Source organism: Streptomyces sp. NBC_00654, from assembly GCF_026341775.1.
GTDB lineage: Bacteria > Actinomycetota > Actinomycetes > Streptomycetales > Streptomycetaceae > Streptomyces.
Genome location: NZ_JAPEOB010000001.1, coordinates 3,323,849 through 3,336,429, shown reverse-complemented (window position 1 = coordinate 3,336,429; position 12,581 = coordinate 3,323,849). Strand labels below are relative to the sequence as shown.

The window sequence follows — 12,581 nt, the reverse complement described above, 5'->3', positions numbered from 1 at the left end:
TCAGGCCAGCAGCGAGCGGCCGATGATCTCCTTCATGATCTCGGTCGTGCCGCCGTAGATGGTCTGGATACGGCCGTCGGTGAACGCCCTGGCGACCGGGTACTCCGCCATATAGCCGTAGCCGCCGTGCAGTTGGAGGCAGCGGTCGGCGACGCGCTTCTGCAGTTCGGTGGCCCACCACTTGGCCATCGAGGCGTGGACCGCGTCGAGTACGCCCTCCGAGTGGTCGACGACGCACCGGTCGAGGAACGTGCGGGTGACCGCGCACTCGGTGGCCATCTCGGCGATCTCGAACCGGATGTGCTGGAGCTTGGAGAGCGGGCACCCGAAGGCCTCACGCTCCTTGACGTACCGGGTGGTGATCTCCAGGAGGTGCTCGGCACCGGCGATGGCGGCGACCGCGATGCCCATCCGCTCCTGGGCGAGATTGGTCATCAGATGGATGAAGGCGCCGTCCCGCTCACCCAGGAGGTTCTCCTTGGGGACCCGGACGTCGTGGAAGAACAGTTCGGCGGTGTCCTGGGACTTCTGGCCGATCTTGTCGAGGTTGCGGCCCCGCTCGAAGCCCTCCGCCCCGCGCTCCACGACGATCAGGGACAGGCCCTTCGCGCCGCCTTCCGGAGTGGTCCTCGCGACGACGATCACCAGGTCGGCGAGGATGCCGTTGGAGATGAAGGTCTTCGAGCCGTTGAGCAGCCAGTGGTCGCCCCTGTCCTCGGCCGTGGTGCGTATGCCCTGGAGGTCCGAGCCCGCGCCCGGTTCGGTCATCGCGATGGCGGTGATGGTCTCGCCGGCGCAGAAACCGGGCAGCCAGCGGCGCTTCTGCTCCTCGGTGGCCAGGCCGGTGAGGTAGGGGCCGATGATGTCGTTGTGCAGGCCGACGGCCAGTCCGGCGGCGCCGGCCCGGGTGAACTCCTCGGCGAGCACCGCGCTGTAGCGGAAGTCGGCGTTGCCGCCGCCCCCGTACTCCTCGGGGACGGCGAGGCCGAGGAGGCCCTGCCGCCCGGCCGCGAGCCAGGCGTCGCGCGAGACGATGCCGTCCTTCTCCCACTGTTCGTAGTACGGGAGGACTTCCTTGGTGAGGAAGGTGCGGACCGTCTCGCGGAACGCGTCGTGCTCCTCAGTGAAGATCTGCCGCTGCACGGGGCCCCCTGGAGCCGGTTGTTGACGGTGGAGTCCGGCCGGGCGGCGTCGGGCCGTGCGGCAGGGTGTCGCGTGGGGTGACGTCGAGCGGGGCGAGGCCCGCCCCGCGGGGTGGTGCGTGCTCCATCAGGCGCCGCCGTCCTTTCCGGGGTCCGCGGCCGTGGTCCGGATGCTCGGTACGCCCCAGTCGGCGGCGACGGCCTCGGTGTCCGCGCCGGGCCTCGCGGGCCCGCGACGTACGGATACGGGCGTCGCGGAGAACCGGGGAGCGGGCGCGGGCTGGGTGAGGCCGCCGTGCTCGACGAAGGTGGAGCGGGCCGCGAGGTGCGGGTGGTGCGGAGCCTCGCGGAGCGAGAGGACGGGGGCCACACAGGCGTCCGTCCCCTCGAACACCGCCGTCCATTCCTCGCGCGTCCGGGTCAGGAACCGCTCGGCGACAGCGGCGCGCAGGTCGCCCCAGCGGGTGAAGTCCTTGCGGTCCGGGGCCCGGTCCGCGATACCGAGCAGGGTGACGAACTCGTCGTAGAACCGCTGCTCCAGCGGTCCCACCGCCATGTACTGCCCGTCGGACGTCTCGTAGGAACCGTAGAAGGGGCAGCCGCCGTCGAGGAGGTTCGAGCCGCGCCGGTCCTGCCAGCCGCCGGCCGCCAGCATGCCGTGGATCATCGTCGCGAGGTGTGCGGCGCCGTCGACGATGGCCGCGTCCACGACCTGGCCCGCCCCGCCGGGCGTGCGGGCGTGCTGGAGTGCGGCGAGGACCCCGACGACGAGGTAGAGCGAGCCGCCCGCGTAGTCGCCGACCAGGTTGGCGGGCACGGTGGGCGGCTCGCCGGGCTTGCCGATCATCGACAGGGTGCCGGTGAGCGCGATGTACGCGATGTCGTGCCCGGCCCGCTCCGCGAGCGGCCCGTCCTGGCCCCAGCCGGTCATCCGGCCGTAGACGAGCCGGGGGTTGCGGGCCAGACAGGCTTCGGGCCCGACCCCGAGCCGTTCGGCGACGCCCGGCCGGAATCCCTCGATCAGGATGTCGGCGCGCGCCACGAGGTCGAGGACCGCGGCGGATCCGCCCCCGTCCTTGAGGTCGACGAGGACCGAGCGCTTGTTGCGGTTGGTGAGGTCGTACGCGGGATCGATGCCCAGGCCCGAGCCGCCGGGGCGGTCGACCCGCACCACATCGGCCCCGAGGTCGGCCAGCAGCATCGCGGCGAACGGGCCGGGCCCGATCCCCGCCAGCTCGACGACACGCACCCCGGTGAGCGGGCCTCGCGGACTGTGCTCTGTCCTTGTCATCCAGGGCCTCTCTGGTGTGACACAACCGATGTAACATCGATGATGCTAAGAACGTGCCCCGCTCCGCACAACCCCTGCGGCCGCCCGTTCGGGGTCGCGCCCGGCCCGCACACCGGCATCCGGCCGGCGCCACGGGCCGGGCCGTGGTCCGGGCCGTCCGCGCGGACGGCCCCGGGAGCAGAGCAAGCGCTTGGTTTGCTCCCCTCGATCCTGCCCCATCACTCCCCCGCCCGGCCACGCGCCACCGCCTCCGGCTCCGCTACCCTCTGCCTGCCACATCGGCACCGGCCCCTGCGGAGGTATGAGTGAACAGGCAGAACGGGGCGAAACGCCCTTATGACGTCGTCCTTTTCGGTGCCACCGGGTTCGTGGGCGTGCTCACCGCCGAATATCTGGCCGCGCACGCCCCGGCCGGTCTCCGCTGGGCGCTGGCGGGCCGCGACCGGACCAGGCTGGAGCGGCTGCGCGAGCGCCTCACCGCGATCGAGCCGGGCTGCGCCGGACTGCCGCTGCTGGAGGCGGACGCGGACGACGCCGCCGCGCTGGGCGAACTCGCCGAGTCCGCCCGGGTGGTGGCCACCACGGTGGGCCCCTACGTCTGGTACGGCGAGAAGCTCCTCGCCGCCTGTGCCGAGGCCGGGACGGACTACGTGGACCTCACCGGCGAGGCGGAGTTCATCGACCGGATGTATCTGGCGCACGACGCGCGGGCCCGCGAGACGGGAGCGCGCCTCGTGCACGCCTGCGGCTTCGACTCGGTGCCGCACGACCTGGGCGTGTACTTCACGGTCCAGCAGCTGCCCCGCGACGTACCGATCACCGTCGACGGCTTCGTCCGCAGCAACGCGGTCTTCTCCGGCGGTACGTTCGCCTCCGCGCTGACCGCGATGGGGCGCGGCCCGCAGATGCTCCGGGCGGCCGGGGAGCGGCGTCTGCACGAGCCCCGGCTCGTCGGCCGGCGGGTCCGGGCCCCTCTGGGCACCCCGCACTTCAGTCCGCAGACCGGCACCTGGGCGCTTCCGCTGCCGACGGTGGACCCGCAGATCATCGGACGCTCGGCCCGCGCACTGGAGCGCTACGGCCCAGATTTCCGCTATCGCCACTTCGCCTCGGTGAAGCACCTGCCGGTGGCCGTCGGCGGGACGGCGGCACTCGGCACCCTGCTGGGGGCGGCCCAGATCGCGTCCGTGCGCGAGTGGCTGATGAGCCGTTACGAACCGGGGGACGGCCCCGACGCACAGCGCAGGAAGCGCAGCTGGTTCACGGTCCGCTTCGTCGGCGAGGGCGGTGGCCGCCGGGTGTTCACGGAGGTGTCGGGCGGCGACCCGGGCTACGACGAGACGGCCAAGATGCTCGCCGAGTCGGCGCTCTGCCTGGCCCTGGACGAGTTGCCGGCGAGCTCCGGGCAGGTCACGACGGCGGTGGCGATGGGGGACGCACTGCTGGAACGGCTGAGGTCGGCCGGGCTGGGCTTCCGGGTCGCGGCGGTTCGCTGAAACGGCCCTTCGGGGGTCGCGGCCGTCACAGGAGCCAGGCCACCAGGGTGTAGAGGATCGCCCCCAGCCAGACGAGCCCCACGGCACCGCCGAGCAGCATGCCCACCGCGATCCGGCGCTGGGCGGGGTGCAGCGGTGCCGTGCGGATGGCTGTACGAGAAGTGTTCATACGTACCAGCCTGCCGATCAAGATCGGCAGGCGCTATCCGTACGCGTACTCAGGAACGCCGCTCAGGACCGTCGCCGCTGTCGCCGTCCGCGCCGCCGGCGCCGTCGTCCGGGGCGGACACCCGGGCGGTCTCCTCGCGCAGCACCTGCCGGCACAGCGCGTCGGCCATGCGGGTCGTCTCCGGCTGCCGGAAGCGGCGGGCCAGCCGCAGCGTGTGGGCGCAGGCGTTGTCCAGGCCGATCCGGTGGCCGACGGAGACGAAGACCGGCTTCGTGCCGTTCTGGGTACGCAGGGCCCGGCCCACCACCTCGTCGCCGTCGAGCAGCGGTGAGGTGTCGCCGCGCAGGGGCCCGGGGGCTTCGTACGAAAAGGTGAACGGGTTCTTGCCGACGCCGATGACCGGCAGGCCGGTGAGGACGCCCAGGTGGCTGGCCAGCCCGAAGCGGCGCGGGTGGGCCAGCCCGTAGCCGTCGCAGATGACGACGCCGGGGTCGACGGTCAGCGACTCCAGGGCCGCCAGCACGGTGGGCATCTCCCGGAAGGCGAGGAGACCGGGGATGTACGGGAAGGTGACGCGGCCGACGGCGGTGGCCTCGTCGACCACGTCCAGGGTCGCGGCGTCCAGGACGACGGCCGCCGCGACGACGATGTCCCGCTCTTCGTCGTAGGCGACATCCACCCCGGTCACCAGGCCGGCTCCGGGTTCCGGCCCGGCCTCGTCGAGCACCACCCGCGAACGCAGGGCGTCCTGGATCGCTCGTGCCTCGGCCTCGTCGGCGGGCGTCTCGACGGCGGGCAGCCCGTCGGCCGGCATGGGGAGATTCGTCATAGTGCGGCCCAGCTTAAGGGCTGTCCCGCAGTCCCTGGCGGGCGCGCGTACGGACGCGGCGGGCCGGCGGGCCGGGGGCTCCCGCGCACGGCCGCCGGGCGGACCCGGCGGGTGGCCGGGATCCCGTAGCCTGACGATCATGTTCGTACTCGAATTGACCTACACCGCTCCGGTCGAGCGCGTCGACGCGCTGATGCGGGACCACGTCAGCTGGCTGGACGAGCAGTACGCGGCGGGCGTGTTCATCGCCTCGGGCCGCAAGAATCCCCGGGACGGCGGGGTGATCATGGCGGTCGGGGACGACCGCCGGCAGATCGAGAAGATCGTGGCGGCCGACCCCTTCGCGGCACACCAGGTGTGCGCTTACCGGATCACCGAGTTCATCGCGACGAAGACCTCGCCCGAACTGACCCCGTACAAGCAGCAGTTGCCCGTCCGATAGCCGTGCGGCCGGGCAGCCTCAGAAACCGAGCCGGGCCACCCTGCCGCGCTCCCCGGCGGCCCAGCAGCCGAAGTCGGGGGTGCAGTCGACGGTGTCGTACGAACCCGTGTCGACCGTGCGCCAGGTACGGCCGCCGTCGCGTGTGAGGTCGGTGCCGGTCGGGCCGACGGCCAGCGCGGCGGACCTGCTGTGCGGCAGCCAGGTGACACCGGAGCGGTAGGCGGCGGGCGGGGTCGCCGACCTGCGCCAGTGGCGGCCGCCGTCGGCGGTCACCGCCGAGGCGTTCGGTGACGCCTGGTCAGGACGGTAGTCGCCGCCGACCGCGATGCCGTGCTTCCGGTCGCGGAAGGCGACGCCGAAGACGCCTCGCGCCGGGTCCCCCGCCGGGACGGTGGACTCGGTCGCCGTCCAGGTCCGGCCGCGGTCCCCGGAGTGCAGCACCCGTGCGGTGGCCGCGCCGCCGGTGGTCAGCCAGACGTCCTTCGGACCCGAGCTGACCAGGCACTGGCCGCTCGCGGCGAAGCCCGCCTCGCCGGGCTGGGCCGCGGGCATCCCGGTGGAGGGCAGGACCTTCCAGTTCCGGCCGCCGTCCGCCGTGGACAGGATGCGGAACTTCCCGTCCACCGGGTCGCTCATCGCCAGTCCGTGGCGGCTGTCGAAGAACGTCATGCAGTCGTAGAAGGCGCGGGGGTCGGCGTTACGGAACGACTCCGTCCAGGTGGCTCCGCCGTCATCGGTGCGCAGGACCCGGGACGCCTCGCCCTCACCGATGGCCAGCACCACCGCGCGGCGGCTGTCGAAGGCCTCGATGTCGCGGAATTCGAGGTCCGCCGCGCCGGGCGGCGACACCGTGCGCCAGTTCCGGCCGCCGTCGGCCGTCCGCAGGACCGTACCCTTCGTTCCCGCGACCCAGGCGGTGTCGCGGCTGACGGCGGCCAGCCCGCGGAAGCGTGCGTCGGTTCCGGTGCTCGTGAGCCGCCAGCCCCGTTCCGCTCGCGCCGCCTGCGCCTGTGGTGATGCCGGTGCCTGTGGTGATGCCAGTGCCGCGTGGGCTGTTGGCGCCGCGGGCACCGCCTGTGCTGTCGGTGCCGCCTGCGCTGTCGGCGCGGCCAGTGCGGCGGTCACTGCCGCCCCGCACATCGCCAGCGACATCAGCCGTCTCGTCTTCCCCATGGCCCTCATGGCGCTGGAAGTTAACCCACGGACGGCGGTCAGTCCAGGGTGGGGCACCCGGAACCGGGCGTCCGGACGGCGGCGTCGTGTTCGGTGACGCAGCTCACGCCACCCGCCAGTGCACGGATCCCGGCGTTCCGTCGTCTACTCCCATGCCGGGAACCGTTCACCCAGCAGCGAGAGGGAGCAGGTCTTGTCCAGCGTTATCGAGCAGTCCGTGCAGGCCCGCATGGTCGCATCCGCTCCGCAGATGGAGACCCTGCCCGCCACCTTGCAGTACGACCGCAAGGACCCGTTCGCCGTACGCATGGCCTTCCCGGCCCCGGCGACCCTGGGGGGTACGGAGGTGTCGTGGGAGTTCTCCCGTGAACTGCTCGCCACGGGCGTGGACGCACCGGCCGGTGTCGGTGATGTACGCGTGCGGCCGTTCGGTTACGAGCGGACGGTGCTGGAGTTCCATGCCGTCGAGGGCATCGCCATGGTGCATGTGCGTACGGCCGAGCTCCGGCGCTTCCTGAAGCGGGCCCAGGACATGGTGCCGGTCGGCGACGAGCACCGGTTCCTGGACCTCGACCGCAGCCTCACCGATCTGCTGGGCGACACCTGCTGACACCCGACGGGCGCCCGCACCTCCGTCACAGCGGGTGACCGTTCTCCGCCGCGGGACGCTAACGGTGCAGTAACGCCCAGGTCTTGGAGCCGCCCGAGGGAGTCATCGCGGGCGCCAGCCCCCAGTCCCCGCCGCGCTCGTCCACCGCCGCCGCCAGCAGCCACATGCTCTCGCTGCGGCGCTGCCGGCATGCCTCGTGGCGTTCGGCCGCGCCGTGTGCCGGATGCTGGTCGTAGAGGGTGATGCGCAACGCGTCGAACTGCCAGTGGACCTTCAGCAGCATCTCGCGGTCGGGCGTGAACCGGTAGGCCGCCGCGACCAGTTCGGACGCCGCCAGGACCGCCGTCTCGCACAGGTCGGCGAGCCCGTGTCTCTCCAGCAGCTCACGCACCGCGCCGCGGGCCAGCCCCGCGCAGTACGCGCCGCCCGGCAGGGCGAAGGAATAGCTGAGATTGTCCGGCACCGGTGGGCGGGGTCCCTCGGGAAGGGAGGCCGGGAGGCCACGGAGTGCGCCCTTCATCCAGATACTCACATTTCTCGTACATGTGGGGGGCGATCACACACAGGCACGGTCGCCCCGTGTGAGACTTGCGCTACCGACCGTAGCTCACACCGGAGCACAGTGCTACTACTTGTGTGGTTCCGGTCATTTCGCCGATCCCTCACCCGGAAGGACCTCACCGTGCCGCCCAGGAGCACCCCGACAGCCAGACAGCAACGCCTCGGCCACGAGCTGCGCAAGCTGAGGGAACAGTCCGGCATGTCGGTCCAACAGGCCGCCGCCCTGCTGGGAGTCGACCGCACCCGCATCCCGAACATCGAGTCGGGGCGCTTCGGCATAAGTGCCGAACGGGTACGGACCCTGGCCTTCAACTACGGCTGTCCGGACTCCGGACTGGTCGACCTGCTCGCCGAGATGGCGCAGGAACGGGCCGGGGGGTGGTGGGAGGAGCACCGCGGACTGCTCCTTCCGAGCCTCCTCGATATCGCCGAACTCGAATACCATGCAGTGGAGTTGAGCACATCGACCACAACCCACATCCCCGGCCTCCTGCAGACCGAGGATCACGCGCGGGCGGTGTTCGACACCGCCGATCCCCAGCTGCCGGGACCGGACCTGCTCGCCCGGCTGTCGCTCCGGCTGCGCCGACAGGAGGTGCTGGTGCGGGACCGTCCCCCGCTGTACGAGGCGGTGATCCACGAAGCGGCGCTGCGCATGCAGTTCGGGGGTCCCAAGGTGAGCGGCGCCCAACTGGCGCACATCCTGGACCAGTCCGAGCGGGACGGGATCACGGTCCGGGTGATCCCCTTCACGGCCGGCGGCTTCCCCGGGGCCGGGCAGTCCTTCACCTACGTCGGCGCCGCGGTCGCACACCTCGACACCGTGCAGCTCGATTCCTCGCACGGTTCGATGCTGCTGGACTCCGATATGCAACTGCGCCGCTACCGGGGCCTGTTGGATCGGCTGCGCTCGCTCGCTCTGCCCGTCCAGGAGTCACGTGACTTCATCAGACGCATAGCCCAGGACCTCTGAGGAGAGAGATCATGACCGAAATCAGCTGGGACGAAGCCTTCTGCAGCGAGGGCGCGAACTGCTTCCGCTTCGGCCGGGACGACCAGGGAAGGGCCTACATCGGGTCCACCACCGACACCGGTACGTACATCAGCGACTCCATGGAGGCGATGCACGCCCTGATCGCCGCGGTGAAATCCGGCGCCGCGGACCATCTGCTCTGACCTCGCCCCACCTCGCCCCCCACCACTCACCACTCACCACCGCGAACGCCCCGTGCCCCCGTGCGACACCGCTCCGAGTACGCCGACAGCTCTGAGCGGCCCACCGCCCGGGGCCCGCGGGTGCCGGCCGGCGCCCTGATGAATCCCGACAGGAGTTGTCCGGTATCCCCGTTAGCTTCGCGGGCATGGCACAGAAAGCGGACCGGCACATCACGATCACCGGCGCGCGTGAGAACAATCTCCGCGATGTCTCCCTCGCCCTCCCCAAGGGCCGCATCACCGTCTTCACCGGGGTCTCCGGCTCGGGCAAGTCCTCCGTCGTCTTCGACACGGTCGCCGTCGAATCGCAGCGGCAGCTGAACGAGACCTTCACCTGGTTCATCAGGAACCGGCTGCCGAAGTACGAACGGCCGCACGTCGAGTCCGTCGAGAACCTGTCGGCGGCCATCGTCGTCGACCAGAAGCCGCTGGGCGGCAATGTGCGCTCCACCGTCGGCACGATGACCGACATCTGGTCGGTCATCCGGGTGCTGTTCTCCCGGCACGGCACCCCGAGCGCCGGCGAGGCGACCGCGTACTCCTTCAACGATCCCAGCGGGATGTGCCCGGAATGCGACGGGGTGGGGCGCACGGTCCGCCTGGACCTCGACCGCGCCGTGGACCCGTCGAAGTCGCTGAACGAGGGGGCCCTGCTGCTGCCCGGACTCTCGGTCGGCAGCTGGGAATGGAATCTGTACGCCGGATCGGGGCGTTTCGACAACGACCGGCCGCTCGGGGAGTACACCGAGGAGGAACGCCGGCTCCTCTTCCACGGAGCCGGGTTCAAGGTCCGCCTGGATCTGCGGACGACCTCGGCGGACATGCGCTTCGAGGGCGTCGTGGACCGCTTCAACCGGCTCCACCTGAACCGGGACACCGGGTCGCTCTCCGAGAAGCGGCGCGAGGCCGCGCGCCGCTTCACCGTCGAGGCGGTGTGCGCCTCCTGCGGCGGCGCCCGGCTCAACGCGGCCGCGCTCGCCACCCGCATCGGCGGTCTCTCCCCGGCCGACTACGGGCGGATGGAGGTGGCCGACCTCATCGGCGTACTGGCGAGGATCGACGACCCGGTGGCGGCACCGATCGCCCGTGCCGCCCGCGAGCGCCTGGAGCGGCTGGCCGGAATCGGGCTCGGCTATCTCAGCCTGGACCGGGAGACCACCACACTGTCGGGCGGCGAGGGGCAGCGCCTCAAGATGGTGCGCCATCTGGGGAGTTCTCTCACCGGCCTGACGTTCATCTTCGACGAACCGAGCATCGGTCTGCACCCTCGCGATGTCGGGCGGCTCAACGATCTGCTGGTACGGCTCCGCGACAAGGGCAACACCGTGCTGGTCGTCGAGCACGACCCGGATGTGATGGCCGTCGCCGACCATGTCGTGGACATGGGTCCGGCGGCCGGGGCGGAGGGCGGGCACGTCGTCTTCGAGGGGACCTTCGAGCGGCTGCGTGAGGCCGACACCCTCACCGGCCGGTGCCTGCGCCGCCGCACGCCGCTCAAGGAGACCGTCCGCTCCCCCGTCGGGTGGCTCCCGGTGTCCGGCGCCGCCCTGCACAACCTCAAGGGCCTGGACGTGTCGTTCCCCACGGGCGTGCTGACGGCGGTGACCGGGGTGGCGGGTTCCGGCAAGTCCACTCTGGTCTCCGAGGTGTTCACGGCGGCGTACCCGGAAGCGGTGGTCATCGACCAGACCGCCATCACCGCCTCGTCCCGCTCCACCCCGGCCTCGTACATCGGCGCGCTGGACGCCATCCGCAAGGTCTTCGCCAGGGAGAACGGCGTGGATCCGGGACTGTTCAGCTTCAACTCCTCCGGGGCCTGCGCCGAGTGTGCCGGTCGCGGCCTGATCTTCACCGACCTCGCGTTCATGGACCCGGTCACCACGACCTGCGGAGCCTGCCAGGGACGCCGTTTCCACGACGACGTGCTCGGGCACCGGGTCGGCGGCAGGTCCATCGTCGACGTACTGGACATGACGGCGTCCCAGGCGGTGGAGCTGTTCGAGGATCCGGCGCTGCTGCGGAAACTGCGGGCGCTCGACGAGGTCGGACTCACCTACCTCACCCTGGGCCGGCCCCTCGGTTCGCTCTCGGGCGGCGAGCGCCAGCGCATCAAGCTGGCGACCCGGCTGCACCGCACCGGCAGCGTGTACGTCCTGGACGAGCCGACCACCGGTCTGCACATGGCGGACACCGGCACCCTGGTGGACCTGCTGGACCGGCTGGTCGACGCGGGCAACACCGTGATCTGCGTCGAGCACAACATGGATGTGGTCAAGCGGGCGGACTGGGTGATCGACCTCGGCCCAGACGGCGGCCGGAACGGCGGCGAGCTGGTCTTCGAAGGCACCCCGGCGGCGCTCTCCGCACACCCCGCCTCGTTCACGGCGGCCTGTCTGCGCCGGGACACGGGCAGAGAAGCGGGCCACGAACAGTCGGCCGGGAACAGCGGAACCGGGCTCGCGCACGCCCGTGACCTGCACACATAACGGTACGCAACCGGGCATCCGCAGGGACGGGCTTGGCTTCGGCCTTACCGCCGCTTTAACCTACGGTCACGTAACCTACGAAGCCGTAGGTAATTCTCCCGTCCCCAGGAGCTCCCCGTGACGATCACCTCTCCCCACCTCGGCAGTTCGAAGGCGTGGACCGACGCCCAGCTGCTGTACGCGCTGGAAGAGGTGGTGGAGAAGGAACTCAACCGCCATCTCAAGGTGGCCAAGGACTGGATGCCCCACGAGTACGTCCCGTTCTCGGACGGCCGGAACTTCCCCGGCGTCTTCGAGGACGGCGACCCGTGGGCGCCGGACCAGTCCAAGGTGACCGACATCGGCAAGATCGCGTTGGTGGTGAACCTCCTCACCGAGGACAACCTCCCCAGCTACCACCACGAGATCGCCTCCCTCTTCGGCCGCGACGGCGCCTGGGGCACCTGGGTGCACCGCTGGACGGCGGAGGAGGGCCGGCACGGCATCGTGATGCGTGACTACCTGCTCACCTCGCGCGCCGTCGACCCGGACAAGCTGGAGCAGTTCCGCATGGCGCACATGGCGGAGGGCTTCGAGTCGGACAACCGTCACTCGATGCTGCACTCCGTCGCGTACGTGGCCTTCCAGGAGCTGGCGACCCGGGTCTCGCACCGCAACACCGGCCACCAGTCGGGCGACCCGGTCTGCGACCGGATGCTGGCCCGGATCGCGACCGACGAGAACCTTCACATGGTCTTCTACCGCAACCTCCTGGGCGCCGCCTTCGAGCTCGCCCCGGACCTGACCATGCAGGCCGTGCGCGATGTCGTCGTGAACTTCCGGATGCCCGGACACGGCATGCCCGGCTTCGAGCGGGCCGCCGCGCAGATGGCGATCGGCGAGATCTACAACATGCGCATCCACCACGACGACGTGATCCAGCCGGTCCTGCGCTTCCTGAAGGTCCTCAACATCGACGGGCTCGGCCCGGAGGGGCTGAAGGCGCAGGAGGAACTGGGCCTGTACATGGGCGGCCTGGACGGCGAGGCGTCGAAGTTCGACGAGAAGCTCGCCGCCCGCAAGGCGCGGATGGCCGCGCGCGGCCGGTCCTGACCACTCCCGGCCGGTCCTGACCGCTCCAGGACCGGTCCCGCTCCACCGAGCGCCGGACAGCCCCACCACGGGCCG

The 12,581-nt window shown here is 71.1% G+C and carries 13 protein-coding genes; 7 read left to right on the top strand and 6 right to left on the bottom strand.

The features are described 5' to 3' along the window. The gene (locus OHA98_RS14265) at positions 1-1,143 is read right to left on the bottom strand and encodes an acyl-CoA dehydrogenase family protein (RefSeq protein ID WP_266925808.1); all 1,143 of its coding nucleotides are present in this window, start codon (positions 1,141-1,143) and stop codon (positions 1-3) included. A gap of 126 nt (positions 1,144-1,269) precedes the next feature. Beyond that, entirely contained in the window at positions 1,270-2,433 is a 1,164-nt protein-coding gene (locus OHA98_RS14260; protein WP_266925806.1) for a CaiB/BaiF CoA-transferase family protein, read from the bottom strand. 305 nt (positions 2,434-2,738) lie between these two features. Here OHA98_RS14260 and OHA98_RS14255 point away from each other — a divergent pair, with 305 nt between their 5' ends. Then, positions 2,739-3,929 (top strand): trans-acting enoyl reductase family protein, encoded by a 1,191-nt coding sequence (locus OHA98_RS14255; RefSeq protein WP_266925804.1) that lies wholly within the window; start codon positions 2,739-2,741, stop codon positions 3,927-3,929. A 25-nt stretch (positions 3,930-3,954) separates the two neighbouring features. Here OHA98_RS14255 and mmpA read toward each other — a convergent pair whose 3' ends face one another. Together mmpA and OHA98_RS14245 are read right to left on the bottom strand one after the other, a co-directional pair. Beyond that, entirely contained in the window at positions 3,955-4,098 is a 144-nt protein-coding gene (gene mmpA / locus OHA98_RS14250; RefSeq protein WP_266925802.1) for a morphogenic membrane protein MmpA, read from the bottom strand. Positions 4,099-4,147: 49 nt separating this feature from the next. Then, the gene (locus tag OHA98_RS14245; protein WP_266925800.1) at positions 4,148-4,927 is read right to left on the bottom strand and encodes an endonuclease V; all 780 of its coding nucleotides are present in this window, start codon (positions 4,925-4,927) and stop codon (positions 4,148-4,150) included. Positions 4,928-5,066: 139 nt separating this feature from the next. Between OHA98_RS14245 and OHA98_RS14240 the strand changes: the two genes are divergently transcribed. Next, the gene (locus OHA98_RS14240) at positions 5,067-5,369 is read left to right on the top strand and encodes a YciI family protein (RefSeq protein WP_266925798.1); all 303 of its coding nucleotides are present in this window, start codon (positions 5,067-5,069) and stop codon (positions 5,367-5,369) included. Positions 5,370-5,387: 18 nt separating this feature from the next. Here OHA98_RS14240 and OHA98_RS14235 read toward each other — a convergent pair whose 3' ends face one another. Further along, the gene (locus tag OHA98_RS14235; protein ID WP_266925797.1) at positions 5,388-6,551 is read right to left on the bottom strand and encodes a YCF48-related protein; all 1,164 of its coding nucleotides are present in this window, start codon (positions 6,549-6,551) and stop codon (positions 5,388-5,390) included. Between the two features lie 184 nt (positions 6,552-6,735). On the opposite strand from OHA98_RS14235, the gene OHA98_RS14230 reads away from it, so the two are divergent. Beyond that, entirely contained in the window at positions 6,736-7,152 is a 417-nt protein-coding gene (locus OHA98_RS14230; protein WP_266925796.1) for an SsgA family sporulation/cell division regulator, read from the top strand. A gap of 58 nt (positions 7,153-7,210) precedes the next feature. Here the strand turns inward: OHA98_RS14230 and OHA98_RS14225 are convergent, their stop codons facing one another. Further along, positions 7,211-7,615 carry an ATP-binding protein gene (locus OHA98_RS14225; protein ID WP_266925794.1) on the bottom strand — a complete coding sequence of 135 codons (405 nt, stop codon included), beginning with the start codon at positions 7,613-7,615 and terminating at the stop codon, positions 7,211-7,213. Between the two features lie 219 nt (positions 7,616-7,834). Here OHA98_RS14225 and OHA98_RS14220 point away from each other — a divergent pair, with 219 nt between their 5' ends. From OHA98_RS14220 to OHA98_RS14205, 4 genes are all read left to right on the top strand, one after another. After that, entirely contained in the window at positions 7,835-8,686 is an 852-nt protein-coding gene (locus tag OHA98_RS14220; RefSeq protein ID WP_266925793.1) for a helix-turn-helix transcriptional regulator, read from the top strand. Positions 8,687-8,697: 11 nt separating this feature from the next. Continuing rightward, positions 8,698-8,889 (top strand): hypothetical protein, encoded by a 192-nt coding sequence (locus OHA98_RS14215; protein ID WP_266925791.1) that lies wholly within the window; start codon positions 8,698-8,700, stop codon positions 8,887-8,889. A gap of 185 nt (positions 8,890-9,074) precedes the next feature. Further along, positions 9,075-11,414 (top strand): excinuclease ABC subunit UvrA, encoded by a 2,340-nt coding sequence (locus tag OHA98_RS14210; RefSeq protein ID WP_266925790.1) that lies wholly within the window; start codon positions 9,075-9,077, stop codon positions 11,412-11,414. Between the two features lie 117 nt (positions 11,415-11,531). Continuing rightward, a complete protein-coding gene (locus OHA98_RS14205) occupies positions 11,532-12,506 on the top strand; it encodes an acyl-ACP desaturase (RefSeq protein ID WP_266925789.1) in 975 nt (324 codons plus the stop codon). The last annotated feature ends 75 nt before the right edge of the window (positions 12,507-12,581 follow it).

Bases quoted from the DNA above. Each gene is read 5' to 3' on its own strand.
- OHA98_RS14210 (WP_266925790.1), top strand. From the start codon at position 9,075: ATGGCACAGAAAGCGGACCGGCACATCACGATCACCGGCGCGCGTGAG.
- OHA98_RS14240 (WP_266925798.1), top strand. From the start codon at position 5,067: ATGTTCGTACTCGAATTGACCTACACCGCTCCGGTCGAGCGCGTCGAC.
- mmpA (WP_266925802.1), bottom strand. From the start codon at position 4,098: ATGAACACTTCTCGTACAGCCATCCGCACGGCACCGCTGCACCCCGCC.
- OHA98_RS14235 (WP_266925797.1), bottom strand. From the start codon at position 6,551: ATGAGGGCCATGGGGAAGACGAGACGGCTGATGTCGCTGGCGATGTGC.
- OHA98_RS14215 (WP_266925791.1), top strand. From the start codon at position 8,698: ATGACCGAAATCAGCTGGGACGAAGCCTTCTGCAGCGAGGGCGCGAAC.
- OHA98_RS14245 (WP_266925800.1), bottom strand. From the start codon at position 4,927: ATGACGAATCTCCCCATGCCGGCCGACGGGCTGCCCGCCGTCGAGACG.
- OHA98_RS14260 (WP_266925806.1), bottom strand. From the start codon at position 2,433: ATGACAAGGACAGAGCACAGTCCGCGAGGCCCGCTCACCGGGGTGCGT.